The 24,210-nt window shown below is 70.0% G+C and carries 23 protein-coding genes, 1 tRNA gene and 1 pseudogene; 17 read left to right on the top strand and 8 right to left on the bottom strand.

The window, feature by feature from the left end; genetic code table 11:
- Positions 1–146 precede the first annotated feature (146 nt).
- Together ACSU53_RS14580 and ACSU53_RS14575 are read left to right on the top strand one after the other, a co-directional pair.
- Complete coding sequence (locus ACSU53_RS14580; protein WP_437027926.1) at positions 147–413, top strand: CopG family transcriptional regulator; 267 nt, start codon at positions 147–149, stop codon at positions 411–413.
- Positions 410–853, top strand: a complete 444-nt coding sequence (locus ACSU53_RS14575) for a PIN domain-containing protein (protein ID WP_437027924.1) — start codon at positions 410–412, stop codon at positions 851–853. Before ACSU53_RS14580 ends, ACSU53_RS14575 begins: the two co-directional genes overlap by 4 nt.
- Here ACSU53_RS14575 and ACSU53_RS14570 read toward each other — a convergent pair.
- From ACSU53_RS14570 to ACSU53_RS14560, 3 genes and pseudogenes are all read right to left on the bottom strand, one after another.
- Complete coding sequence (locus ACSU53_RS14570; protein WP_437027922.1) at positions 765–1,247, bottom strand: hypothetical protein; 483 nt, start codon at positions 1,245–1,247, stop codon at positions 765–767. The genes ACSU53_RS14575 and ACSU53_RS14570 overlap by 89 nt on opposite strands.
- Entirely contained in the window at positions 1,244–1,918 is a 675-nt protein-coding gene (locus ACSU53_RS14565; RefSeq protein ID WP_437027921.1) for an alpha/beta hydrolase fold domain-containing protein, read from the bottom strand. Before ACSU53_RS14565 ends, ACSU53_RS14570 begins: the two co-directional genes overlap by 4 nt.
- 206 nt (positions 1,919–2,124) lie before the next feature.
- A pseudogene (locus tag ACSU53_RS14560) lies at positions 2,125–2,580 on the bottom strand (MFS transporter); the annotation flags it as partial.
- Between ACSU53_RS14560 and ACSU53_RS14555 the strand changes: the two are divergent.
- The 3 genes from ACSU53_RS14555 to ACSU53_RS14545 all read left to right on the top strand — a co-directional run bounded on the left by ACSU53_RS14555 (position 2,510) and on the right by ACSU53_RS14545 (position 4,266).
- The gene (locus ACSU53_RS14555; protein ID WP_437027919.1) at positions 2,510–2,785 is read left to right on the top strand and encodes a hypothetical protein; all 276 of its coding nucleotides are present in this window, start codon (positions 2,510–2,512) and stop codon (positions 2,783–2,785) included. The pseudogene ACSU53_RS14560 and the gene ACSU53_RS14555 sit on opposite strands and share 71 nt — an antisense overlap.
- A 734-nt stretch (positions 2,786–3,519) precedes the next feature.
- Positions 3,520–3,906, top strand: a complete 387-nt coding sequence (locus ACSU53_RS14550) for a type II toxin-antitoxin system RelE/ParE family toxin (protein ID WP_437033205.1) — start codon at positions 3,520–3,522, stop codon at positions 3,904–3,906.
- 9 nt (positions 3,907–3,915) lie between these two features.
- The gene (locus ACSU53_RS14545) at positions 3,916–4,266 is read left to right on the top strand and encodes a helix-turn-helix domain-containing protein (protein WP_437027917.1); all 351 of its coding nucleotides are present in this window, start codon (positions 3,916–3,918) and stop codon (positions 4,264–4,266) included.
- A gap of 277 nt (positions 4,267–4,543) precedes the next feature.
- Here the strand turns inward: ACSU53_RS14545 and ACSU53_RS14540 are convergent.
- Positions 4,544–4,617: transfer RNA gene (locus ACSU53_RS14540), tRNA-Gly, on the bottom strand.
- Between the two features lie 282 nt (positions 4,618–4,899).
- Here ACSU53_RS14540 and ACSU53_RS14535 point away from each other — a divergent pair.
- The 3 genes from ACSU53_RS14535 (at position 4,900) to ACSU53_RS14525 (ending at position 6,255) form a co-directional block, all read left to right on the top strand.
- Positions 4,900–5,058: a hypothetical protein gene (locus ACSU53_RS14535; protein WP_437027915.1), complete on the top strand. Its 159-nt coding sequence runs from the start codon at positions 4,900–4,902 to the stop codon at positions 5,056–5,058.
- A 91-nt stretch (positions 5,059–5,149) separates the two neighbouring features.
- Positions 5,150–5,725, top strand: a complete 576-nt coding sequence (gene dcd, locus ACSU53_RS14530; RefSeq protein WP_437027913.1) for a dCTP deaminase — start codon at positions 5,150–5,152, stop codon at positions 5,723–5,725.
- A gap of 23 nt (positions 5,726–5,748) precedes the next feature.
- Positions 5,749–6,255, top strand: a complete 507-nt coding sequence (locus tag ACSU53_RS14525; protein ID WP_437027911.1) for a phosphoribosyltransferase — start codon at positions 5,749–5,751, stop codon at positions 6,253–6,255.
- 138 nt (positions 6,256–6,393) lie between these two features.
- On the opposite strand, the gene ACSU53_RS14520 is transcribed toward ACSU53_RS14525, so the two are convergent.
- Complete coding sequence (locus ACSU53_RS14520) at positions 6,394–7,440, bottom strand: Yip1 family protein (RefSeq protein ID WP_437027909.1); 1,047 nt, start codon at positions 7,438–7,440, stop codon at positions 6,394–6,396.
- Positions 7,441–7,853: 413 nt separating this feature from the next.
- Positions 7,854–10,136 carry a (Fe-S)-binding protein gene (locus tag ACSU53_RS14515; RefSeq protein WP_437027907.1) on the bottom strand — a complete coding sequence of 761 codons (2,283 nt, stop codon included), beginning with the start codon at positions 10,134–10,136 and terminating at the stop codon, positions 7,854–7,856.
- A 693-nt stretch (positions 10,137–10,829) separates the two neighbouring features.
- On the opposite strand from ACSU53_RS14515, the gene dnaK reads away from it, so the two are divergent.
- The 6 genes from dnaK to ACSU53_RS14485 all read left to right on the top strand — a co-directional run bounded on the left by dnaK (position 10,830) and on the right by ACSU53_RS14485 (position 18,067).
- Positions 10,830–12,683, top strand: coding sequence for a molecular chaperone DnaK (gene dnaK / locus ACSU53_RS14510; RefSeq protein WP_437027905.1), 1,854 nt, complete (start codon positions 10,830–10,832; stop codon positions 12,681–12,683).
- Positions 12,680–13,357 (top strand): nucleotide exchange factor GrpE, encoded by a 678-nt coding sequence (gene grpE / locus ACSU53_RS14505; protein WP_437027904.1) that lies wholly within the window; start codon positions 12,680–12,682, stop codon positions 13,355–13,357. Before dnaK ends, grpE begins: the two co-directional genes overlap by 4 nt.
- Positions 13,358–13,393: 36 nt before the next feature.
- On the top strand, positions 13,394–14,575 hold the full coding sequence (gene dnaJ / locus ACSU53_RS14500) for a molecular chaperone DnaJ (protein ID WP_437027902.1): 1,182 nt from the start codon (positions 13,394–13,396) through the stop codon (positions 14,573–14,575).
- A 5-nt stretch (positions 14,576–14,580) separates the two neighbouring features.
- Positions 14,581–15,033 (top strand): heat shock protein transcriptional repressor HspR, encoded by a 453-nt coding sequence (locus ACSU53_RS14495; protein WP_164345840.1) that lies wholly within the window; start codon positions 14,581–14,583, stop codon positions 15,031–15,033.
- A gap of 355 nt (positions 15,034–15,388) precedes the next feature.
- Entirely contained in the window at positions 15,389–16,498 is a 1,110-nt protein-coding gene (locus tag ACSU53_RS14490; RefSeq protein WP_437027900.1) for a sugar ABC transporter substrate-binding protein, read from the top strand.
- Positions 16,499–17,029: 531 nt separating this feature from the next.
- Entirely contained in the window at positions 17,030–18,067 is a 1,038-nt protein-coding gene (locus ACSU53_RS14485; protein WP_437027898.1) for a LuxR C-terminal-related transcriptional regulator, read from the top strand.
- On the opposite strand, the gene ACSU53_RS14480 is transcribed toward ACSU53_RS14485, so the two are convergent.
- Positions 18,030–19,019: a LuxR C-terminal-related transcriptional regulator gene (locus ACSU53_RS14480; RefSeq protein ID WP_437027896.1), complete on the bottom strand. Its 990-nt coding sequence runs from the start codon at positions 19,017–19,019 to the stop codon at positions 18,030–18,032. The two genes, ACSU53_RS14485 and ACSU53_RS14480, sit on opposite strands and share 38 nt — an antisense overlap.
- A complete protein-coding gene (locus tag ACSU53_RS14475) occupies positions 19,016–20,008 on the bottom strand; it encodes a helix-turn-helix transcriptional regulator (protein WP_437027894.1) in 993 nt (330 codons plus the stop codon). The genes ACSU53_RS14480 and ACSU53_RS14475 overlap by 4 nt, the downstream gene beginning before the upstream one ends.
- Before the next feature lie 182 nt (positions 20,009–20,190).
- On the opposite strand from ACSU53_RS14475, the gene ACSU53_RS14470 reads away from it, so the two are divergent.
- The 3 genes from ACSU53_RS14470 to clpB all read left to right on the top strand — a co-directional run bounded on the left by ACSU53_RS14470 (position 20,191) and on the right by clpB (position 23,974).
- On the top strand, positions 20,191–20,349 hold the full coding sequence (locus ACSU53_RS14470) for a hypothetical protein (protein WP_437027892.1): 159 nt from the start codon (positions 20,191–20,193) through the stop codon (positions 20,347–20,349).
- A 1-nt stretch (position 20,350) separates the two neighbouring features.
- Positions 20,351–20,686: a hypothetical protein gene (locus ACSU53_RS14465; RefSeq protein ID WP_437027890.1), complete on the top strand. Its 336-nt coding sequence runs from the start codon at positions 20,351–20,353 to the stop codon at positions 20,684–20,686.
- 678 nt (positions 20,687–21,364) lie between these two features.
- Positions 21,365–23,974: an ATP-dependent chaperone ClpB gene (clpB, locus tag ACSU53_RS14460; protein ID WP_437027888.1), complete on the top strand. Its 2,610-nt coding sequence runs from the start codon at positions 21,365–21,367 to the stop codon at positions 23,972–23,974.
- Positions 23,975–24,210 lie beyond the last annotated feature (236 nt).

Raw genomic sequence — 24,210 nt, 5'->3', positions numbered from 1 at the left:
GTTTTCCTGCACGGATCCGGCACGCGGTGAATGATCACCGTGAACAGCAGAAGGGCCCAGGTCTGTGTCCTGGGCCCTTCTCATGGAGCGGGTGACGAGAGAGGCATCCGCGTGTGTTGAGCAGGTACATGGACTACCCTTGGTACATGTCTATGAAGCGCACGAACGTATACGCCGACCCCGAGGATCTGGCGATCATCAAGGAGGCCGCGAAGCGCCGGGGGATCAGCGAGGCCGAGATCATCCGCCAGGGCATCCACCTCGCGGCCATGGCGAACAGGGTCTGGGACGAGCCGCTGTTCTCGCGCACCTTCGAGGGGACGGGTCGCACCCTCTCCCGGGCGGAGGTCCGTGACGCGGTGGCCGACGCCGTCCGCCGGGAGGCCGACTCGGGTTCCGGAACCGCCGCGTGATCATTGTCATCGCCGACACGTCCGGTCTCCTGGCGGCCCTGGACTCGTCTCACCCGGAACACCAGGCGGCGAACGAGGCGATCATGGCGGCCGGCCTTCTGGTCATGTCTCCGTTGCTGCTGGCCGAGCTGGATCACGTTGCCACGCGTGAGCTCGGCAGGGCGGCCGCCCTCGGCGCGGTCGACGACCTCCGGCGTTGGATGGGTCGGGGGCGTGTCGTCATGCCGGAGATCACGGAGGGCCACCTGGGCACCGCACAGGCCGTCCGTGTGCGCTACCGTGCGCTGGACCTCGACCTCGCCGACGCGGTCAACGTGGCCCTCGCCGCCGACTACGACACGGACGCGATCCTCACCCTCGACCGACGTGACTTCCGGGCCGTACGCCCCTTGGGTCATCACAAGGCGTTCCGGGTACTCCCCGACGACCTCCCGCTCTGATACGACGAGAGCCGACCTTACGGTCCTCGGCCATGACGATCCGGTGGTAATCCATCCACAGCCGCTGCTGATCGAGATCGAACGTGGCCAGTCCCGACCGCGCCGGACGCCAGGACAGCGTCCAGGACGCTGCGAGGCCGGTGTCCCGGGTGCGTCGGACCCCGGCCGCGTCGACCTTGCCCGTGCCGAGGAACAGAGTGGCGTCGAACGCGTCGAGGACCTGCACGGCGTACGGGTGGAGCAGTTCGACGGCCCGTCGGAAGTGCTGCTCCTTGCCGAGGCGGGACACGGTGTCGCCGCCCTCGCCGTGGGTGCCGTCGCGCAGGTCGGCGAAGTGCCGGGCCAGCACCTCGATGTGCGGGAGGCCGGTGGTGTCCGGTGCCTCGGTGGTCATGCTGTCTCCTTCCGTGGCCGCAGCCGGTCGCACAGCGCCGTGCCGAGCCAGTGCCCCAGGGGAGGGTCATGAGGGTGGGAGCCGTCGGCGCTGAGGAAGACGGCGTGCGGGGTACGGGGGAACACCCGCAGACGTACGTCGTTCCCCGCCGCTTGCAGCCGCCGCGCGTACCCCGTGACGTCGTCGGCGACCGGATCGAGATCCCCGACGGCGAGGATGGCCGGGGCCAGCCCGTAGAGTCGCCCGGCCTCCAGCGGGGTGCTGTGCAGCCGCTGGTCGTCTCGTACGACGGTGCCGTTCGCCCCGCGGTACCGCCGCCACGCCTGCCGCAGGTCCTCGGCTGCGGGGAACACTCCCGGCACACGCGTGTAGGAGGGGGCGGCGCAGTCGGGGTCGAGCGGTGGGTAGGCCAGCACCTGGGCGGCGAGCGGTTCACCCCGGTCGCGCCGGGCGAAGGCCGCGCAGGCGGCGATGGTGCCGCCCGCGCTGTCGCCCCCGACCACGACCGGCTCGCCGGGCTCAGCCTGCTGTTCGGCCCACGAGAGCGCGGTCAGCACGTCATCGTGCTGCGCCGGGTGCCGGTGGCGGGGTGCCAGGCGGTATCCGGTGCTGACCACCGTGCAGCCCGACACCCGGGCGAGGTCCGCGACCGGTTCATGCCAGTGCTCCACGGACCCCCCCATGCCAGCTGCCGCCGTGCGCCCAGACCAGCCAGCCGCAGGGGTTCGGGCCGGGCCGGTGGACCCGTAGCGGAATGTGGTGAGTCCCGGCGTCGAGCCACCGGCCTGCCCAGCGGGTCTCCTCGCGCTGCCCGGCGTCGGGGCGCAAGGCGGTGGAGGGCGCCCGGCCGGCGCCCGGCGGCTCGTACCGCCCGCTGTCACTGCGCACTCGACCGCGTGCGCAGGAACAGAGCGCTGGTGAGGGTGCCGAGGAGCACGATGGCGGCGTTCACCGCGATCGCGACCTTCAGACCGCCGAGGATGGCCGAGGCTCCGGCGCCGGTCATGGCGGCGGTGGCGACGGCACTCATGATCGGCGTGCCCATGGTGATGCCGACCTGCTGGGTCATGGTGGCGAGGCCGGTGGCCAGACCCTGTTCGTGTTCGGCGAGTCCCGAGGTGGCGGTGACCATGAAGCCCACGATGACGAGCATGTTTCCGACCCCACCGGCGAAGGTGCTGATCAGCAGCAGCCACATCCACGATCGGTCGTCGCCGAGGCCGAGCAGCGCGGCCGTGAAGACGGTCTGCAGAATGCCGCCGGTGATCAGCGCCGACTTGCTGCCGATCTTCCCGATGACCTTCGGGGCGATGGTGCCGCCGACGACCGTGCCGCAGGAGCCCCGGACAGGGGCGCCCAGTGGCGGAAGCCCGGCCGATGTGCACCTTCGCGTGCTCTCTACTGACCTCGAATGCGTGATGCCGTCATGTGGGGGCTGGCACCCCTTGAGGCGTCACGCTGTGAAGGTCAGTAATGGTGCGGTTGTGATGCGCGCACTGCCGATCGGCCTGGGCAACAAAGAATCCCCGGCCCTATGACCTGGGGGTCCTATGTGGAGCGGGTGACGAGAATCGAACTCGCCCTCTCAGCTTGGAGAGCCATGGCGCTTGCGTGGCTGTATGGCTGCTGACCTGGGCAGATTCGTTGTGCTGCGGTAGGAGTGAGGGACTGGTGGCACCGCTGTTGACCGTAGTTGACCGCTCTGAAGGGCACGCTGTGGGCACGGGTCGCGAGGTGGAGGAGTGTCGTCCCTGCGTCGCCTTCTCTGTGCTCGGGGCTCGTCGGCACGTAGGCCGGCTGAGGGAAGTCGTCACGACTGCACATGGATGCCGATCCTCTGCACTGGCTCGGGAGATCACAAAAAGCCGGTTTTACGCTGCAGACTTCGATCTCCACGGCGGGCAGCCTGGTACCCAAGGTGGCGAGCGCGGCGAGATACCGCGACTCGAGATCGAGAGATTTACCTCTCCAGGTGAAGACTCAGTCCTCAACGTGAGGACCCTGCTGCCCGAGGTGAGGAGGCAGCCCGATGGAGTGGATCACCGCAGGATGCGGCGCCGTCGCGGGACTGTTGGTGATCCGCGTGCTGCTCCACCAAGTGCGAGCACTCCTGATGGACGTGGGTGCCATTGTTCGCGCGTGGCGTGAGCTTCTGAGTGTGGTGAGGATTCAGGACCTCCCACCCGGAGTGGTGGTTCATGAGAGCCCTGTTGGTGGGGTCAACGCCGGAACAGTCGGCTTGCCGCTGTTTAAGGAAAACCTTAAACTCATGATGTCGGTGTCGAGGGGAGCCGTCTTGAGCTGGGCGATCAAGGTCACCGATGAGTACGCGGAATGGTTCAGGCAGCTGATCAAGGAGAATCTCGGTTCTGCCTCCCAGGTCGCCCAGGCCGTTGCCGCTCTGCGTGACGCAGGCCCCACCCTGGGGCGTCCCCTCGTGGACCGGCTGAAGGGATCGGAACTGCATCACCTCAAGGAGCTGAGGCCGGGGTCAGGTGGCCGGTCCGAGATTCGGATCATTTTCGCCTTTGATCCGACTCGTTCAGCCCTGCTACTCCTCGGGGGAGACAAGGCAGGAAACTGGGAGCGCTGGTACCGCGACAACATTCCTCTGGCTGAACAGCTCTACCGCGACTACACCGGTGACACGGAGGACTGAGGAGTAGGCATGCCCAAGAAGACCCCGCAGGACTGGGACACCCTGGAGCAGGAGCTGTACTCGGCCGGTGTGGATCCCGCTGAGGTGGAAGCCGGTTCACGTCGACTGCTGGCGGAAGCCCGTGGTCATCAACTCGCTGAGACGCGCAAGCAGTACGGGCTGGCCCAGAGAGATGTGGCTGCCCGTATGGGTGTGAGCATCGCTCGCGTGTCCCAGATCGAGCACGGCGAGGGCGCCACTCTCGATGTCATCGCACGTTACGTCGAAGCGCTCGGTGGCAGGTTGGACTTGGTTGCCGACTTCGGTGATCACACGCTGCGGATGCCGGCAAGCGGTGATCAGGGCAGTGCGGCGGCGTAGCCGGCCCGAAAGCTTTGTGTGCGGCGCATGCGACGCACCGTCCGGCAGCGTTTTCCGGGGAACATCAGGCTGAGGGCTCTCCCCGTTCGATCTTGCATAGCTTGACGTGAAACCGCAGGTCAGCGGCGTGCACTGGCGCGAGGAGCAGTGGTTGACGGGCCTCAACTGAGCACCCGTTCCCTCCGCGTGCCCAATCTTCGAGTGCACGAGGGTAGGAAAAGCACCGAAGAGTTAGCGACGAAAAACAAACCCCAGGTCGCTGACCTGGGGTTTCTCATGGAGCGGGTGACGAGAATCGAACTCGCGCTCTCAGCTTGGGAAGCTGATGTTCTACCATTAAACTACACCCGCGTAAGCCGCCGAACGCCGTCGAATTGATCGGTGTCCGGACGCTTGCTCACTGTACCCCATGTCAGGCCCCCGGTGTTCGAGCCCCGGGGGCCTGATGGTGTTTCGAGGGATGGATGTGGCTGCGGGGGGCACATGGTGGGGCGTACGGTGGAGGGGTCGGGGAGGCGTCGCAGGGGTGCGGAGTGCCGCCTGGAGGGTGGTCCCTTTGATCCCGTAACGTGGCTTTTGGCGTCCTGAGCAGCAAGCCGGACGCGCCTCTTGGGGAAGGGACTCTGGGACTTGATGGAGCGCACCGTCGTCCGCTGTGCCGATGGGCACGTGTTCACCGCAGCCTCGTTTCCGATGCAGCAGGCCGAGCGACTCGGCCCCGGCCGGCTCCTGCGCTGTCCGCGCTGTGCGCGGCTTCGCAATGTCGTGCCGGTGACGCTGCAGAAGCGGTAGGAACGGTACAAACCGGCTGAGGCGGAGCCGGGGCGTGGGCGCGTGGGACGGCGATTGTGGCCGGTCCGCGCGCCTTGCGTATTCTCGGGGCGTGCTTCTCTCTGACAAGGACCTCCGGGCCGAGATCGACGCCGGGCGGGTGCGCATCGATCCCTTCGACGATTCCATGGTGCAGCCGTCCAGCATCGACGTGCGTCTCGACCGCTTCTTCCGGGTGTTCGAGAATCACCGGTACCCCCACATCGACCCCTCCGTCGAGCAGCCGGACCTGACGCGGCTCGTGGAGCCCGTGGGGGACGAACCGTTCATCCTCCACCCCGGTGAGTTCGTGCTGGCCAGTACGTTCGAGGTCATCTCGCTGCCGGACGACCTCGCCTCGCGGTTGGAGGGCAAGAGCTCGCTCGGACGGCTCGGCCTCGTCACGCACTCCACCGCCGGCTTCATCGACCCCGGGTTCTCCGGCCACGTCACCCTGGAGCTGTCCAACCTGGCCACGCTGCCGATCAAGCTCTGGCCCGGGATGAAGATCGGCCAGCTGTGCATGTTCCGCCTCACCTCGCCCGCCGAGGCGCCGTACGGCAGCGAGCGGTACGGGTCGCGGTATCAGGACCAGCGGGGGCCCACGGCCTCGCGGTCCTTCCTCAACTTCCACCGGACGCAGGTGTGAGCGGCGTGAGTGAGGAGAGCGGCGTGAGCGGTCGCGGCGAGGTACGGGAGAACCTGAGTTACGAGCAGTTCGGGGTGGCCGTGCGCGAGCTCGCGCAGACCATCGCCGACGACGGCTACCGGCCCGACGTGGTGCTGAGCATCGCGCGCGGCGGCGTCTTCGTGGCCGGCGGGCTGGCCTACGCGCTCGACTGCAAGAACATCCACCTGGTCAACGTCGAGTTCTACACCGGGGTCGGCACGACCCTGGAGATGCCGGTCATGCTCGCGCCGGTGCCCAACGCCATCGACTTCACCGACAAGAAGGTGCTGATCGCGGACGACGTCGCCGACACCGGCAAGACGCTCAAACTGGTCCGCGACTTCTGCCTCGACGCGGTCGCGGAGGTGCGCAGCGCCGTGATCTACGAGAAGCCGCAGTCGCTGGTGAAGTGCGAGTACGTGTGGAAGCGCACGGATGACTGGATCAACTTCCCGTGGAGCGTCCAGCCGCCGGTCGTGCAGCGGGAGGGGCAGGTGCTGGACGCCTGAGGGCGGGGCGGGGCGGTACGAGGACGAGGGCCGGGCCGGACAGGGGCGCAGCGTCCGGCGCGAGCATGTGTGAGGGGCTTCTCCCGGTCGGGAGAAGCCCCTCACGTGTGTGCTGCGGGACGCGGACCGCCGCGTGGGCTACAGGGTGCCCAGCTTGATCAGGGACAGCAGGGCGATCAGCTGGATCGCGGACGCGCCCAGGGCCTTCGGCCAGGGCAGGTCGTGGGAGCGGCTCACCATGACGGTGAGCAGCGCGCCGCCCGCCACCCAGGTGGCCCAGCCGACGATCTGGACGAAGGTCGCGTCACCGCCGGCGAACATGGCCAGCAGGAGCCGGGGGGCGTCCGTGATGGATGTGATCAGCATGGACAGGCCGACCGTCGGCTGCCAGGCCCCGTTGCCGCCGAGCTGGCGGGCCATGGTGTGGGTGACCACGCCCAGGATGAAGAAGCTGATGACCATCGCCACGCCCGTCATCAGCACGATCGGGACCGCGCTCGACAGGGTGGCGTTGATCGCCTCCTCACGGGCGCCGTCGAAGCCGAAGACGGCGAGCAGGCCGTAGAGGAAGGTGACGACGAGGGCCGGGCCCCACATCGCGTAGTCGCGCATCTGGTAGAACGTGCGGTTCGGGGCGGTGACGATGCCCTTCAACAGGTCCTTCCAGTGCAGGCGGGGGCCGACCGGGCCGGGGGCCGCGCCCGCCTGGTAGGGGTCGCCCTGCTGGTACGGGTCGCCGACGGCGAACGCCTGGGTGTGACCGGGGTTGTTGGCGGCGTACGGGTCGTACGCGCCCTGGGGGCCGTGGCCGTGCGGGTGGGCGCCGTCACCGAAGTACTCGGGCTCGCCGTGTCCGCCGTAGCCGCCACCGGGGGCACCGCCGGGGTGCCCGCGGCGTCCCGCGTTCGGGTCGGGCCACGGGCTGCCGCCCCCGCCGCCTCTGCCGCCGTGGGACGGCGGCTGCGGGTACGGCGGCTGCGGCGCCGCCTGCGGGTAGCCGTACGACGGCCCCTGCGGCGCCTGCTGTCCGTACGGGGGGTGTTGCGGTCGCGCGTGAGGAGCGCCGTTGTTGTCCCGGCCGCGTCCGATCCTGAATCCAGCCACGCCTTCGAACGTACCTGGTCCCGGCGCGGGGCGTGGCGGGGCCCGGTGTTCCGGGGGGCCTTTGCGGCCGAGCTGTGACATCCCCTAAGGGACGGTCAGTTGCGGTGTCCGTCCTGCGTAGGGGGTGTGCCCGGCGGGGTCCTTCGGGCGACGGACTGCGGGCGGGAGAGCGGCGGAACGGGACGGGGGCGGGGTGGGCGGGGCAGGGCGGGACGCGGGGCGTGCGCGCGGGGCCGGGGACCGGGTGGGGCCAGCTCCGGCTGGGCTACGGCAAACGGGTCACCCGTGAGCCAGGAGAGGCAGGAGAGACAGCAAGGCGCGTGAGACGTGCGGCGGCCGGCCTCGGCAACGAACAACCACCCCTCGCGCCCGCCAAAAAGCCCCCCACTCCCCCCACAGTCCCCACACCCCCATCCCCCCGCACGCCGAAGGGGCCGCCCACGGCAGCGGGCAGCCCCTTCGGGGTGGTGCCGGTCAGCCGGCCGGCACCGGGGTCACTTCACCGGCTCCGGCTCCGGGGCGTCCTCGGTCTCCGCCTCGCCGGCGGGGTCCAGGGGGGTCTTGACGGACTCCAGCAGGAGCTGGGAGACGTCGACGACCTGGATGGACTCCTTGGCCTGGCCGTCGTTCTTCTTGCCGTTCACCGAGTCGGTGAGCATGACGAGGCAGAACGGGCAGGCGGTGGAGACGATGTCCGGGTTGAGGGCGAGGGCCTCGTCGACGCGCTCGTTGTTGATGCGCTTGCCGATCCGCTCCTCCATCCACATCCGGGCGCCGCCGGCGCCGCAGCAGAAGCCGCGCTCCTTGTGGCGGTGCATCTCCTCGTTGCGCAGGCCGGGGACCTTGCCGATGATCTCGCGCGGGGGCGTGTAGATCTTGTTGTGGCGGCCCAGGTAGCACGGGTCGTGGTAGGTGATGAGGCCCTCGACCGGGGTCACCGGGATGAGCTTGCCCTCGTCCACCAGGTGCTGGAGCAGCTGGGTGTGGTGGATGACCTCGTAGTCGCCGCCGAGCTGCGGGTACTCGTTGCCGAGGGTGTTGAGGCAGTGCGGGCAGGTGGCGACGATCTTCTTCGCCGACTTGGGCTTCCTCGACTCCTCGGTGACCTTGCCCTCGTCGTCCATCTCCTCGCCGAACGCCATGTTCAGGGCCATGACGTTCTCCATGCCGAGCTCCTGGAACAGGGGCTCGTTGCCGAGACGGCGGGCGGAGTCACCGGTGCACTTCTCGTCGCCGCCCATGATCGCGAACTTCACGCCCGCGATGTGCAGCAGCTCCGCGAAGGCCTTGGTGGTCTTCTTGGCGCGGTCCTCCAGGGCGCCGGCGCAGCCGACCCAGTACAGGTACTCGACCTCGGTCAGGTCCTCGATGTCCTTGCCGACGACCGGGACCTCGAAGTCGACCTCCTTGAGCCATTCCAGGCGCTGCTTCTTCGCCAGGCCCCAGGGGTTGCCCTTCTTCTCCAGGTTCTTGAGCATCGTGCCCGCCTCGGACGGGAACGCCGACTCGATCATGACCTGGTAGCGGCGCATGTCGACGATGTGGTCGACGTGCTCGATGTCGACCGGGCACTGCTCGACGCAGGCGCCGCAGGTGGTGCAGGACCACAGGACGTCGGGGTCGATGACGCCGTTCTCCTCGGCGGTGCCGACCAGCGGGCGCTCGGCCTCGGCGAGGGCGGCGGCGGGCACGCCGGCCAGCTGCTCCTCGGACGCCTTCTCCTCGCCCTCCATGGTCTTGCCGCCGCCGGCCAGCAGGTAGGGGGCCTTGGCGTGCGCGTGGTCGCGCAGCGACATGATCAGGAGCTTGGGGGAGAGGGGCTTGCCGGTGTTCCAGGCGGGGCACTGCGACTGGCAGCGGCCGCACTCGGTGCAGGTGGAGAAGTCCAGCAGGCCCTTCCAGGAGAACTGCTCGACCTGGGAGACGCCGAAGACGTCGTCCTCACCGGGGTCGGTGAAGTCGATCGGCTTGCCGCCCGAGGTCATCGGCTGCAGGGCACCCAGGGCGGTGCCGCCGTCGGACTCGCGCTTGAACCAGATGTTGGGGAACGCCAGGAAGCGGTGCCAGGCCACACCCATGTCGATGTTGACCGACACCGTGATCATCCAGATCAGCGAGGTGCTGATCTTGATCATGGCGACGAGGTAGACCAGGTTCTGCAGCACGCCCACGGAGAGGCCGTCGAAGGCCAGGACCAGCGGGTACGAGGCGAAGTACGCGGCCTGGTAGCTGTCGACGTCGTGCAGCGCGCCCTCGAGGCCGCGCAGGACGTAGATCGCGAGGCCGATGGTGAGGATGACGTACTCGACGAAGTACGCCTGCCAGGCGGTGGAGCCGGTGAAGCGGGACTTGCGGCCGGCCCGGGAGGGCAGGTTGAGCAGGCGGATCACCATCAGCACGGCGATGCCGATCACCGTCATGACACCGATGAACTCGATGTACATCTCGAACGGCAGGAAGCCGCCGAGGACCGGGAGCACCCAGTCGGCCTCGAAGAGCTGGCCGTAGGCCTGGGCGAGGGTCGGCGGCAGCGTCAGGAAGCCGATCGCGACGAACCAGTGGGCGACACCGACGATGCCCCAGCGGTTCATGCGGGTGTGGCCGAGGAACTCCTTCACCAGGGTCACACTGCGCTGGTAGGGGTTGTCGGTCCGGCTGCCGGCCGGGACCGGCTGGCCCAGCCTGAAGTACCGGACGAACTGGCCGATCGCGCGTGCGAGCAGCGCAACGCCGACCACGGTCAGGACCAGCGACACGATGATCGCGGCGAGTTGCATGGGGGCTCCTCGGGCCTGCGAGGGGTTTGGAGAGGGTCGTCTCGGGGGGCTCCACTACGGCTTCCCCGAGATTACTAAGCGGTAACTTATGCAGTCCGTCTGAGACTACCCCTATCTTCAGCCGCACTGTAGCCGGGTGCGGGGTGATCTGAGTCGCTGAGGCTTGCCTCAGGTGGCGCCCGTGTGCACCGGCGGCCAGATCGTCGCAAAGAGGGACATCGCCGTCTAACCTATCTCCGGAGGACGGCAGGGGGCCTCGCGCGCGCGTACCGTCGTCGGTCGGCCGTCGGAGCTCCGCTCGGGTCACACCCGTCGTCGGGTAGCCGTCGGAGCCGGGTGCGGCACGTGTTCGGATCTCCGCCGTCCGGCCGCCGGGCTCGGCTCCCGGCCCGAGGCGGCCAGGCGGTCCGCAGTCTGCGGCCCGCTATCCGGCGGCCCGCAATCCGGCGGCCCGCGGTCGTCGTCCGCGGCCCCGGCCGCACGGCTCCCGCCCCCGCGGGCGCCCCGCCCGGCGCCCCCGGCGCCCCCGGCGCCCCCGGCGACCGGGCTCCGCCCGCTCGTCGCCCCTCCGGCGGCTGCTTGCGCGTAAGGAACGGATAAGAGTTGAGCCCTCTCGGCTCAGGTCTGTTGATTCTGCGCGCCGTGTCAGGCATGCTTGAGTCTGATCCACTCAAGTCAGCTGGAGGAATCGAAATGGCACGTGCGGTCGGCATCGACCTGGGCACGACTAACTCCGTCGTCAGCGTTCTGGAGGGCGGCGAGCCCACCGTCATCACCAACGCCGAGGGCGCCAGGACCACGCCGTCCGTCGTCGCCTTCGCCAAGAACGGTGAGGTGCTGGTCGGCGAGGTGGCCAAGCGTCAGGCGGTCACGAACGTCGACAGGACCATCCGGTCGGTCAAGCGCCACATGGGCACCGACTGGAAGATCAACCTGGACGGCAAGGACTTCAACCCGCAGCAGATGAGCGCCTTCGTGCTGCAGAAGCTGAAGCGGGACGCCGAGGCGTACCTGGGCGAGAAGGTGACCGACGCGGTCATCACCGTCCCCGCGTACTTCAACGACGCCGAGCGCCAGGCCACCAAGGAGGCCGGTGAGATCGCCGGTCTGAACGTGCTGCGCATCGTCAACGAGCCGACCGCCGCCGCCCTGGCGTACGGCCTGGACAAGGACGAGCAGGTCATCCTGGTCTTCGACCTCGGTGGCGGTACGTTCGACGTCTCGCTGCTGGAGATCGGCGACGGTGTCGTCGAGGTCAAGGCGACGAACGGCGACAACCACCTCGGTGGTGACGACTGGGACCAGCGCGTCGTCGACTACCTGGTGAAGCAGTTCCAGTCGGGCCACGGCGTGGACCTGTCCAAGGACAAGATGGCGCTGCAGCGCCTGCGTGAGGCCGCGGAGAAGGCCAAGATCGAGCTGTCCTCGTCCACCGAGACCACGATCAACCTGCCCTACATCACTGCCTCCGCCGAGGGCCCCCTGCACCTCGACGAGAAGCTCACCCGCGCGCAGTTCCAGCAGCTGACCGCGGACCTGCTGGAGCGCTGCAAGACGCCGTTCAACAACGTCGTCAAGGACGCCGGCATCCAGCTCAGCGAGATCGACCACGTCGTTCTCGTCGGTGGCTCCACGCGTATGCCCGCCGTCGCCGAGCTCGTCAAGGAGATGACCGGCGGCAAGGAGGCCAACAAGGGTGTGAACCCGGACGAGGTCGTCTCGATCGGTGCCGCGCTCCAGGCCGGTGTGCTCAAGGGCGAGGTCAAGGACGTCCTGCTGCTCGACGTCACCCCGCTGTCCCTCGGTATCGAGACCAAGGGCGGCATCATGACCAAGCTGATCGAGCGCAACACCACGATCCCGACCAAGCGCTCCGAGATCTTCACGACGGCCGAGGACAACCAGCCGTCCGTGCAGATCCAGGTCTACCAGGGCGAGCGCGAGATCGCCGCGTACAACAAGAAGCTGGGCATGTTCGAGCTGACCGGTCTGCCGCCGGCGCCCCGTGGCGTCCCGCAGATCGAGGTCTCCTTCGACATCGACGCCAACGGCATCATGCACGTCACGGCGAAGGACCTCGGCACCGGCAAGGAGCAGAAGATGACCGTCACCGGCGGCTCCTCGCTGCCGAAGGACGAGGTCGACCGGATGCGCCAGGAGGCCGAGAAGTACGCGGAGGAGGACCACGCCCGCCGCGAGGCCGCCGAGTCCCGCAACCAGGGCGAGCAGCTCGTCTACCAGACGGAGAAGTTCCTCGCGGACAACGCGGACAAGGTGCCCGGCGAGATCAAGACCGAGGTCGAGTCCGCCGTCGCCGAGCTGAAGGAGAAGCTCAAGGGCGAGGACACCGCCGAGATCCGCACCGCCACCGAGAAGGTCGCGGCCGTCTCGCAGAAGCTGGGCCAGGCCATGTACGCCGACGCCCAGGGTGCGCAGGCCGCGGGTGCCTCCGCCGGAGCCGGTGCGGATGCCGGTGACGCCAAGGCGGACGACGATGTGGTCGATGCCGAGATCGTGGACGACGAACGCAAGGACGGTGCGGCGTGACGGAGGAGACCCCGGGCTTCGACGAGCAGCAGCAGCCGCAGCAGCCCGACGTTCCCGCCTCCTCCGACGACACCGAGCCGACGGCCGCCGCCACTCCCTCCTCCACCGAGGAGGGGGCGGACCAGGTCGGGGACGCGGGTCAGGACGCGGGCCTGGTGGCCCAGCTGGACCAGGTGCGCAGCGCGCTCAACGAGCGCACGGCGGACCTCCAGCGCCTCCAGGCCGAGTACCAGAACTACCGCCGACGGGTCGAGCGGGACCGGGTCGCCGTCAAGGAGACCGCGGTCGCGAACATCCTCGGCGAACTGCTGCCCGTCGTGGACGACATCGGCCGCGCGCGGGACCACGGCGAACTGGTCGGCGGCTTCAAGTCCGTCGCCGAGTCGCTGGAGGGCACGCTCGCGAAGATGGGCCTGCAGCAGTTCGGCAAGGAGGGCGAGCCCTTCGACCCGACGATCCACGAGGCCCTGATGCACTCCTACGCCCCGGACGTCACCGAGACGACGTGCGTGGCGATCCTGCAGCCCGGGTACCGCATCGGCGAGCGCACCATCCGCCCCGCGCGGGTGGCCGTCGCCGAGCCGCAGCCGGGCGCGCAGACGGTCAAGCCGGCCGAGGAGCAGCAGGCCGACGCCGAGGACGACAAGGAGACCGGTGGCCCGGAGGAGGGCTGACGTCACGAAGGGCACACGGAAGGAGGGACGTCGGGGATGAGCACGAAGGACTTCATCGAGAAGGACTACTACAAGGTCCTCGGCGTCCCCAAGGACGCCACCGAGGCCGAGATCAAGAAGGCGTACCGGAAGCTCGCCCGCGAGTTCCACCCGGACGCCAACAAGGGCAACACGAAGGCGGAGGAGCGCTTCAAGGAGATCTCCGAGGCGAACGACGTCCTCGGGGACCCCAAGAAGCGCAAGGAGTACGACGAGGCCCGCGCCCTGTTCGGCAGCGGCGGGTTCCGCCCCGGTCCGGGCGCGGGCGGCGGCGGCTCCTTCAACTTCGACCTGGGCGACCTCTTCGGGGGCGCCCAGGGCGGCCAGGGCGGCGCCGGAGGGTTCGGCGGCGGCCTCGGTGACGTCTTCGGCGGCCTGTTCAACCGGGGCGGCGCGGGCACCACGCGCACCCAGCCGCGGCGCGGGCAGGACATCGAGTCCGAGGTCACCCTCAGCTTCACCGAGGCGATCGAGGGCGCGACGGTCCCGCTGCGCATGTCCTCCCAGCAGCCCTGCAAGGCCTGTTCCGGCACCGGCGACAAGAACGGCACGCCGCGGGTGTGCCCGACCTGCGTCGGCACCGGGCAGGTCGCGCGGGGCAGCGGGGGCGGCTTCTCCCTGACCGACCCGTGCCCGGACTGCAAGGGCCGCGGGCTGATGGCGGAGCACCCCTGCGACGTCTGCAAGGGCAGCGGCCGGGCCAAGTCCTCGCGGACCATGCAGGTGCGCATCCCCGCGGGCGTCAGTGACGGGCAGCGCATCCGGCTGCGCGGCAAGGGCGCCCCGGGCGAGCGCGGCGGTCCGGCGGGCGACCTGTACGTCGTCGTGCACGTCGGCACCCACCCGGTGTTCGGCCGCAAGGGCGACAACCTCACCGTCACCGTGCCCGTCACCTTCGCGGAGGCGGCGCTCGGCGGCGAGGTCCGGGTCCCGACCCTGGGAGGCCCCCCGGTCACGCTGAAGCTGCCGCCGGGCACGCCCAACGGCCGCACCATGCGGGCGCGGGGCAAGGGCGCGGTCCGCAAGGACGGCACCCGCGGTGATCTGCTGGTCACCGTGGAGGTGAGTGTTCCCACGGACCTGTCGGGGAAGGCTCGCGACGCGCTGGAGGCGTATCGCGAGGCGACCGCGGACGAGGATCCGCGGGCGGATCTGTTCCAGGCCGCGAAGGGAGCTTGATGCAGATGGACGGCCGTCGACGCAATCCGTATGAACTGACCCAGGACACTCCGGTCTACGTCATCTCGGTGGCGGCCCAGCTCTCCGGTCTGCACCCGCAGACCCTGCGTCAGTACGACCGTCTGGGGCTGGTGTCCCCGGACCGCACAGCCGGCCGGGGCCGCCGCTACTCGGCCCGCGACATCGAACTGCTCCGTCAGGTGCAGCAGTTGTCGCAGACCGAGGGCATCAACCTGGCCGGTATCAAGCGCATCATCGAACTGGAGAACCAGGTCGCCGCGCTCCAGGCCCGGGTGGCGGAGCTGGAGGACGCCGTGGACGGCGCCGCCGCGGCGATGCGTCAGCGGGAGGCCGCGGTGCACGCCTCCTACCGGCGTGACCTGGTGCCCTACCAGGAGGTCCAGCAGACCAGCGCGCTGGTGGTGTGGCGGCCGAAGCGGCAGCAGCAGGCCGACTGACACCGGCGGCCGGACACCTCGCCCGGCACCGGCGGCCGGTGCTGCGGCCGGTGAAGCCACGTGCGGAGCCCGGAGGTTGACCCGACCTCCGGGCTCCGCCGCGTGTGAAGGGCGCGACGGCGCTTTCCCGACGCTTCGCGCGCATTCCGCTCATCGCTGTGCGGGACGCGTGCAGGACCGTCCGGAGAACCTCCATGAGCCCTTCGCGAGGCCCTTACGAGGTCAGCGGACCGTGATGTGTCCATCTCGTTAAGTGGTTCCACTTGACTGCGGAGGTGGCGGAAGCGTTGGCTTTCAGTCACATGGGTCGCAAAGTTGTGCCCACGTCCCGATCGCACCTGAAGTGAGCTGTCGCATGCGTCGCATCGCCATATCCGTCGTGGCTGTCACCTCGTTGTCCGTCGTGCTCGCCGGCTGCGGCATGCTCGACGCGACGGGCACCAGCGACGAAGCGAGTCCGGCCAAGGGCAACGACATAAAGGTCGGTCTGCTGCTCCCGGAGAAGGCCAACACCCGGTACGAGCAGTTCGACTACCCCATCTTCAAGAAGAAGGTGGACGCGCTCACCGGTGGCGAGGGCAAGGTCGACTACGCCAACGCGGACGCCAGCGCGGACAAGCAGGCCGGGCAGATGCAGCGGATGATCGACGAGAAGGTCGACGTCATCGTGCTCGACGCGGTGGACGCCAACGGGATCGCCGAGAACGTCAAGCGGGCGAAGGAGGCGGGCATCCCCGTCATCGCCTACGACCGGCTGGCCGAGGGCCCGATCGACGCCTACATCTCGTTCGACAACGAGCTGGTCGGCGAGGTGCAGGGCCGCTCCCTGCTGGAGTCGCTCGGCGGGGAGGGCGACCTCACCGACAAGATCGTGATGATGAACGGCTCCTCGACGGACCCCAACGCCAAGCAGTTCAAGGCGGGCGCGCTGTCCGAGCTCAAGGGCAAGGTGACGATCGCCAAGTCCTACGACACCAAGGAGTGGAAGCCGGAGAACGCCGAGGCCAACATGGCCGAGGCGATCAACGCGATCGGCAAGGACAACATCGCCGCGGTCTACTCCGCCAACGACGGCATGGCCGGCGGCATCATCAAGGCCCTGCAGGCCGCCGGGGTGACCGAGATGCCCCCGATCACCGGCCAGGACGCGGAACTCGCCGCGGTGCAGCGGATCATCACCGGCGACCAGTACATGAGCGTGTACAAGTCCTACCCGGCGGAGGCGGAGGCCGCGGCCGAGATGGCGGTGGCGAAGGTCCAGGGCCGGGACATCCAGTTCGACGCCCTGACCCGTGAGCGGGTGGACAGCCCCACGGACAAGAACATCCCGGCCCAGCTGGTGCCGGTGGTCGCGCTGACGCAGGACAACATCGAGGACACCGTCCTCGCCGACGGCATCTACACCAAGTCGGACATCTGCACCGCCAAGATCAAGGAAGCGTGCGACGCGATCGGTCTGAAGTAGCCGCGACCGTGGAGCGCGGCCCCGGTCGGGGGGACGGCCGGGGCCGCGCGGTCACGAGGCGGGGGGCCCGGGTTCGGACGGAGCGTCCGCGCCCAGCAGCCGCAGCCACTGCCGTTCCCGGTCCGTGAGTCGACGCGGACCGGGAGCGGCAGCGGTGTGTCCGGCTCCGTCCGGCTGCGGCGGTCCAGCGGCCGAAGCCGCCGCCCGGTCACCGGGCTGTTCGGTGTCCCACCTGGTCACAGTGGCGCGTCCCTTCCCCCGTCACGCGTCGCGTCCCCCGAGCACGACGCGTCCGGACGCCCGACGGCCGAACAGTCGGTTGCGGGGCCGTTCCCCCGGTCACCGACCCTGGCACCAGGGCCGCGCGCCCACCACCCTCATCTTGTTGCGCCGCGTCAACCCTGGAGGTCGGAATACCGGACGAATCGTCACGTACCCCAACTCCTCGGCGCGGGAGTCGTGTTGCGGATCACGCTGCGTCCGCGCATAGTTGCGCATCGGAAGGTGGCGCAACCGGGGGTGGGACGGGCGATGGCCGGTCACGGGACGGACGGGCACCCGCACGGTGCTGACCGGCTGTGCGAGGCCGGGGACCGCGTGTACACCCGGGCCGTACGCCGCGGGCGCGTGCCGCGCCGGGACGCGGAGCCCGTGCCGTGCCTGCTGGAACTGGCCCTGCTGCACCCGGACCCCGACGACATGGACTGGCTGGTGCCGACCTCCCCGCAGGAGGTCATGACCCGCCTGCTGCGCGGCATGTACGACGAGGTGAACGCGAGCCGGCGCCGGGTCGGGGCGGCCGTCGAGGCGTTCGAGCGCTACGCCGGTCTGGGCCGGTACGTGCCCGCGCCCCCGTCGGCGGAGGGGCCGGCGATCCGGGTGCTGGACGGGCTGGCCCGCATCCAGGCCGCGATGGACGAGGCGACCCAGGCGTGCACCCGGGAGGTGCTGACCGTGCAGCCCGGCGGCATCCGGCGGGAGGCGGAGCTGTCGGAGGGCATGCACCGGGCGATGGCGCTGCGGGGCCGGGGCGTGCGCATGCGGGACCTGTACACACACGTGGCCCGGCACGGCCACGGCCTGCTGTCCTACCTGGAGTTGATGGGCGACGCGGTGGAGGCGCGCACCCTGGACGAGGTGATCGAGCGGCTGATCCTCTTCGACCGCACGGTCGCCTTCATCCCCGCCAACGCCGAGCGCACGATGGCGCTGGAGCTGCGGCACCCGGCGCTGGTGGAGTATCTGGGCACCGTCTTCGAGCGGTTGTGGCGGCTCGCCATCCCGCTGACCGCGCCGCTGCCCGACACCGGCATCGAGGGCATCTCCCACCGCGAGCAGTCCATCGCGGCGCTGCTGGCGGAGGGCCACCAGGACGCCGTCATCGCGGAGCGTCTCGGCATCAGCGTGCGCACCTGCCGCGCCCACATCGCGCGGCTCTCGGAGACCCTGGGCGCGGCCAGCCGGACCCAGTTGGGGGTCCGCATCGCCCAGGCCGGCCTGGACGGCTCACGGAGCCGCCCGGCGGCCCCGCTCACGGTTCCGGGTCGAGGATCCCCGAGCGGGCGATGAGATAGCCGAGCTGCGCCCGGCTGCTGCTGCCCAGGGTCGCGGCCAGCTTGGCGATGTGGACGCGGGCGGTGCGGATGTTCATGCCGAGGCGTTCGGCGATGACCGCGTCGGTGTGGCCCTCGGTGAGGAGTTCGGCGATGGCGCGCTGGCGGGGGGTGACGCCGTTGACGCTGCGCAGGTCGGAGGGGCTCAGGTACAGGGGTGCGGCCAGGCGCCAGAAGCGGTCGAAGGCGGTGCAGAGGTAGCCGACGATGGCCGGGTGACGGGTCTCGACGGCCACGGAACCCTCCTTGTCGGCGGGGAGGAAGGCGACCTCCCGGTCGATGAGGATGAGGCGGTCCATGACCTCGTCCAGCGCGCGGACCTCGACGTCGCCTCGCAGCCGCTCATGACGGGCCGTCACGACGGGGAAGTGGCGCACGGTGGTCTGGTACAGGGTGCGGATGCGGCCGCCGCGGTCGAGCAGGCTCTGGTCGCGGGCGAAGGAGACGGCGTCGGCGACCTCGCCCCGGCGGCCGGTCAGTCCGGCGCGCGGCTGCACGGTCAGCACTTCCCGGGTGGCCTCCTCCATGGCCTCCGTGATGGCCTCGTTGATCCGCGCGGTGCCGCTGAGGACCCGGACGGCCGGGGGCTCGGTGGGCGCCGCCCGGCCGCCGCCCAGGCGCAGCAGCGGCTCGAAGTCCTGGGCCAGCCGCTCCTCCTGCCGCCGCACCCGCGCGAGGCGTTCTCCCGAGGCGCGCAGCAGCCGTTGCAGGGCCACGGCGGGGGCGACGGGCAGCAGGCGCCGCAGGTCGTCGACGGCCGGGTAGAGCAGGCCGAGGTCCACCAGACACGGCGCCGCGGCCGCGTCCGGGGCCGGCACGTGGCCCTCGCGCAGCGCGCGTTCGTACAGGGCCGTACCGGCCGGGCAGAGCTCCTCCGGGCCGTGCCCGGTGTGCGGCGCCGTCGTCACTTGACCGGGGGCTCCTGGTCGAGGATTCCCGACTGGGCGATGAGGTAGCCGAGTTGGGCCCGGCTGCCGCTGCCGAGAGCGGAGGCCAGCTTGGCTATGTGGGCGCGGCAGGTGCGGACGTTCATGCCCAGCCGCCGTGCGATGGCCTCGTCCACGTGCCCCTCCACCAGCAGCTTGGCGATGGAGTGCTGGATCTCGGTGATGCCGTCGGGTGCGGTCTCGTAGGGAGCGCCGACACTCAGGGGGACCGCGCGGCTCCACATGAACTCGAACACCTTGCGGAGGTAGCGCACGAGGCCGGGGTTGCGCAGTTCCAGGGCGACCTGCTGGTCGTCGCGGCTGGGGATGAAGGCGACGGTCTCGTCGCAGATGATCAGGCGCTCGACCAGCTCGTCGATCGTCCGGTGTTCCACCTTGCCGTCGGCGAGCTTCTCTGCGTAGGCCAGTTTCTCGGGGCTGTAACGGGCGGTGTGCTGGTACAGGGTACGGATGCGCACACCGCGTTCGATGAGGGGCCGGTCGCGCTCCAGGCCCTGGATCAGGCTCCGTTCGGGCCGGTTCCCGCTGGGCTGGACCGTGAGCATCTCGGTCCGGCACTCCGCCGTGGCCAGGTTGAGCGCCGCGTTGATCTGCTGGCCGCCTTCCAGGACCGTGATGGAGTCGCTGGGCACCGCCGCCTGGGCACTGAGTGCCATGAACGGTGCGAAGGTCTCCGACAGGTGCAGCGACTGGCGTCGCCGCTCGGCGATCTCGTGCTCCAGCGGATTGAGACGCTGGGCCAGGACCAGGGCCGGCGGGACGGGGCGCAGCCAGTCGGGATCGTCCGCGTCGGGGTGGAGCAGGGCGAACTCGACGAGGCAGGGAGCCGCCTGGACCTCCGCGCGCGCGATGCGACCGGCACGCAGTGCAGCGGTGTAGAGGCGCGCACCTTCCTGACACAACTCGGTCACCGCATGGGGATGTGTCTCGTTAGTCTGATTTGTTGGCAAATCTCCACCCCCCAGGGTCCTGAACGTGCAGGAACATGATGCATCGATCCTGTGGCCATAACGTGCCCGAATGAGCCATCGTCGTATGCGACGGGGGAAGAGGGGACCTTCAAGTGAGGACGAAGCCGACTATGCGTAACAGAATGCTTCGCTCGGTGCTTGGTGCCGCCTTCTCCGCCGTCATGGCTGCCGGGATCCTGGTCGGCCTGTCCGAGGCGAGCGGTGAGGTGCGGGCCGACAGCGCCTGGCCGGCCAGCGTGACGAGTGACGTGCTGCTCGCGGACAGTGCGTGGCCGGCGCCCAAGCCGGTCGCACCGCCGCGCGACGGAGCCGGGAGCTGACGTGACCACTCCACCCGACGACCGCTCCTTCCGCAGGGAGATGGCCACCGCCTACCGGTCCGGCTGGCACTTCATCGACCTGGTCACCGCCATCCCCCACAGTGGTGACTCGTTGATGGTGACGGTGTTCGGCGAGCCGGTGGTCGTCACCCGGGAAGAGGACGGTGACGTGCGGGCGTACCGGTGCCTGCGGCGTCCCCGCGGGGCACCCCAGCCCGTGCGGTGTGCCATCCGGTACGGAATGATCTTTGTGAACCTGGACCAGCGAGACCACCAGCGGGTGGAGTCCGACTCCCCCGCGACCCGGACCATTTCGGCCACCCCCCGCAGTGCCTGACGCGATTCCCCCGTCGTAAAAGATCGCTCAGGTGCTTCCCCCCGCAGCGGCGTCACCGTGACCTGAACACGGTGACGCCGCTGCAGTTTCTGCGGACATGTCCGGCTATCCGGTGGATCGCGTGATGGCCGGGAGTGAGCGGTCGGTGCTCTCCTCCGCTCCCCTCCGGCGCCTTCCATGACCTTCCCGTGCGTTCCGCGCCCTTTCGGCACCTTCCAGCCCCTTTCGTCCGTCCCGTCCCTCCCGTCCCTGCCGTCCCATCCCTTGCGTTCGGTTCCGCCTCCGTCCCCGCCCCTGCCTCACCCCCGCTCTCGCCCCCGCTCCGGCCCGGCCGCCCTGCGCGTGCCGGGCCTTCGTGCTTGCCTGGTCACCGGGGCGTCCCGGTCGGCGGTGAGGGCTCCTGGGCCGGAGGGGAGGCGCAGAGCGGGAAGGGGCTCCGGGTCGCCCTCGGGTCTAAGGGGCAGGTTCCTGAGCCGGAGGCGGGTGTCGCCCCGTAGGGGGCGGAGGAGGCGAGGGCCGCCCTCCGGGCGGTGCGGTGTCGTGCGACGCTCCGGCCGGGGAACTTGCCCCAGGTGCTCCTCGTTGGAGCCTTGAGTGGAATAGACTCAAGTTTATGTACGTTGGCCGAGTCAGCCATGAAGGCCGCTGAAGGGTCACCGCAAGGAGGAGAACGGACACGTGGACGCCGAGCTGACCAACCGGAGCCGGGACGCGATCAACGCCGCCGGCAACCGCGCCGTGACCGAGGGGCACCCCGACCTCACCCCCGCCCACCTGCTGCTCGCGCTGCTCCAGGGGGAAGGCCGCCCGCAGAACAACGAGAACATCACGGACCTGCTCGCCGCGGTCGACGCCGACCAGGCGGCCGTGCGCTCCGGCGCCGAGCGGGTGCTCGCCGGCCTGCCGAGCGTCACCGGGTCCACGGTCGCCCCGCCCCAGCCCAACCGCGAACTGCTCGCCGTCATCGCGGACGCCCAGGCCCGCGCCCGCGACCTCGGCGACGAGTACCTGTCCACCGAGCACCTGCTGATCGGCATCGCCGCCAAGGGCGGGGCCGCCGGTGAGGTGCTGTCCGGGCAGGGCGCCACCGCGAAGAAGCTGCAGGACGCCTTCCAGAAGACGCGGGGGACCCGCCGGGTGACCACCCCCGACCCCGAGGGCCAGTACAAGGCGCTGGAGAAGTTCGGCACCGACCTGACCGCCGCCGCCCGGGAGGGCAGGCTCGACCCCGTGATCGGCCGTGACCAGGAGATCCGGCGCGTCGTGCAGGTGCTGTCCCGCCGCACCAAGAACAACCCGGTCCTCATCGGTGAGCCCGGCGTCGGCAAGACCGCCGTCGTCGAGGGGCTCGCCCAGCGGATCGTCAAGGGAGACGTCCCCGAGTCGCTGAAGGACAAGCGGCTGGTCGCCCTCGACCTCGGGGCCATGGTGGCGGGCGCCAAGTACCGGGGCGAGTTCGAGGAGCGGCTGAAGACCGTCCTGGCGGAGATCAAGGAGTCCGACGGGCAGGTCGTCACCTTCATCGACGAGCTGCACACCGTCGTCGGCGCGGGCGCCGGCGGCGACTCCGCGATGGACGCCGGCAACATGCTCAAGCCGATGCTGGCCCGCGGCGAGCTGCGCATGGTCGGCGCCACCACCCTGGACGAGTACCGCGAGCGGATCGAGAAGGACCCCGCGCTGGAGCGGCGCTTCCAGCAGGTGCTGGTCGCCGAGCCGTCCGTCGAGGACTCCATCGCCATCCTGCGCGGACTCAAGGGACGCTACGAGGCGCACCACAAGGTCCAGATCGCCGACAGCGCCCTGGTCGCCGCCGCGACCCTCTCCGACCGCTACATCACCTCCCGCTTCCTGCCCGACAAGGCCATCGACCTCGTCGACGAGGCCGCCTCCCGGCTGCGCATGGAGATCGACTCCTCGCCCGTCGAGATCGACGAACTCCAGCGCGCCGTCGACCGGCTGAAGATGGAGGAGCTGGCCATCGGCAAGGAGACCGACCCGGCCTCCCGCGAGCGCCTGGAGAAGCTGCGCCGCGACCTCGCCGACAAGGAAGAGGAGCTGCGGGGCCTGAACGCCCGCTGGGAGAAGGAGAAGCAGTCCCTCAACCGGGTCGGTGAGCTGAAGGAGAAGCTGGACGAGCTGCGCGGCCAGGCCGAGCGCGCCCAGCGCGACGGCGACTTCGACACCGCCTCCAAGCTGCTCTACGGCGAGATCCCCTCCCTGGAACGCGACCTGGAGGCCGCCTCGGAGGCCGAGGAGGAGGTGGCCCGGGACACCATGGTCAAGGAGGAGGTCGGCTCCGACGACATCGCCGACGTGGTCGCCTCCTGGACCGGCATCCCCGCCGGCCGCCTGATGGAGGGCGAGACGCAGAAGCTGCTGCGCATGGAGGAGGAGCTGGGCAAGCGCCTCATCGGCCAGACCGAGGCCGTGCGGGCGGTGTCGGACGCGGTCCGGCGCTCCCGGGCCGGCGTCGCCGACCCCGACCGCCCCACCGGCTCCTTCCTCTTCCTCGGCCCGACCGGCGTCGGCAAGACCGAACTGGCCAAGGCGCTCGCCGACTTCCTCTTCGACGACGAGCGGGCCATGGTCCGCGTCGACATGTCCGAGTACAGCGAGAAGCACAGCGTGGCCCGGCTGGTCGGTGCCCCGCCCGGCTACGTCGGCTACGAGGAGGGCGGCCAGCTCACCGAGGCCGTCCGGCGGCGCCCGTACAGCGTGGTGCTGCTGGACGAGGTGGAGAAGGCCCACCCGGAGGTCTTCGACATCCTGCTCCAGGTGCTGGACGACGGCCGCCTCACCGACGGCCAGGGCCGCACCGTCGACTTCCGCAACACCATCCTGGTGCTGACCTCCAACCTGGGCAGCCAGTTCCTGGTGGACCCGCTGACCAGCGAGACGGAGAAGAAGGAGCAGGTGCTGGAGGTGGTGAGGGCCTCCTTCAAGCCGGAGTTCCTCAACCGCCTGGACGACCTGGTGGTCTTCTCGGCGCTCACCAAGCCCGAGCTGGAGCGGATCGCCGCCCTGCAGATCGACCGGCTGGCCCGCCGCCTCGCCGAGCGCCGGCTCACCCTGGAGGTCACCGACGAGGCCCTGGCGTGGCTCGCCGACGAGGGCAACGATCCGGCCTACGGCGCCCGGCCGCTGCGCCGGCTCGTCCAGACCGCGATCGGGGACCGGCTCGCGAAGGAGATCCTCTCCGGCGAGATCCGGGACGGCGACACGGTGCGCGTCGACCGCTTCGGCGACGAACTGATCGTGGGACCGGCCACCGGCAAGACCCTGTAGGGCGCGCGGGGCACCCCGGACGTCCGGGCCCGGCCGTGGCGGGAGCCGTCACGGCCGGGCCCGGGGCGTTTTCCGGCCCGTCGCGGCCCCGGACGGTGGGCCCGCCGTGCGGGGGTACCCGGGGCCGCGGAAGGATCCCTGCCCGGATCATCGACCGGATCGAGTCAGCCGAGGGCTGACAGGCCCCGTCGGGGCTTGCCACGCCCCTCCCCGCATGGGAGAGGATGGCGGGATCC

This window comes from Streptomyces sp. enrichment culture (assembly GCF_964273255.1).
In the GTDB taxonomy this organism is placed as follows: domain Bacteria; phylum Actinomycetota; class Actinomycetes; order Streptomycetales; family Streptomycetaceae; genus Streptomyces.
This window is presented reverse-complemented; position numbering and strand designations above follow the sequence as displayed.

Bases quoted from the DNA above. Each gene is read 5' to 3' on its own strand.
- ACSU53_RS14580 (WP_437027926.1), top strand. From the start codon at position 147: ATGTCTATGAAGCGCACGAACGTATACGCCGACCCCGAGGATCTGGCG.
- ACSU53_RS14570 (WP_437027922.1), bottom strand. From the start codon at position 1,247: ATGACCACCGAGGCACCGGACACCACCGGCCTCCCGCACATCGAGGTG.
- ACSU53_RS14550 (WP_437033205.1), top strand. From the start codon at position 3,520: ATGTCGGTGTCGAGGGGAGCCGTCTTGAGCTGGGCGATCAAGGTCACC.
- ACSU53_RS14545 (WP_437027917.1), top strand. From the start codon at position 3,916: ATGCCCAAGAAGACCCCGCAGGACTGGGACACCCTGGAGCAGGAGCTG.
- ACSU53_RS14535 (WP_437027915.1), top strand. From the start codon at position 4,900: ATGGAGCGCACCGTCGTCCGCTGTGCCGATGGGCACGTGTTCACCGCA.
- ACSU53_RS14520 (WP_437027909.1), bottom strand. From the start codon at position 7,440: ATGTCACAGCTCGGCCGCAAAGGCCCCCCGGAACACCGGGCCCCGCCA.
- ACSU53_RS14515 (WP_437027907.1), bottom strand. From the start codon at position 10,136: ATGCAACTCGCCGCGATCATCGTGTCGCTGGTCCTGACCGTGGTCGGC.
- dnaK (WP_437027905.1), top strand. From the start codon at position 10,830: ATGGCACGTGCGGTCGGCATCGACCTGGGCACGACTAACTCCGTCGTC.
- dnaJ (WP_437027902.1), top strand. From the start codon at position 13,394: ATGAGCACGAAGGACTTCATCGAGAAGGACTACTACAAGGTCCTCGGC.
- ACSU53_RS14495 (WP_164345840.1), top strand. From the start codon at position 14,581: ATGGACGGCCGTCGACGCAATCCGTATGAACTGACCCAGGACACTCCG.
- ACSU53_RS14490 (WP_437027900.1), top strand. From the start codon at position 15,389: ATGCGTCGCATCGCCATATCCGTCGTGGCTGTCACCTCGTTGTCCGTC.
- ACSU53_RS14485 (WP_437027898.1), top strand. From the start codon at position 17,030: ATGGCCGGTCACGGGACGGACGGGCACCCGCACGGTGCTGACCGGCTG.
- ACSU53_RS14470 (WP_437027892.1), top strand. From the start codon at position 20,191: ATGGCTGCCGGGATCCTGGTCGGCCTGTCCGAGGCGAGCGGTGAGGTG.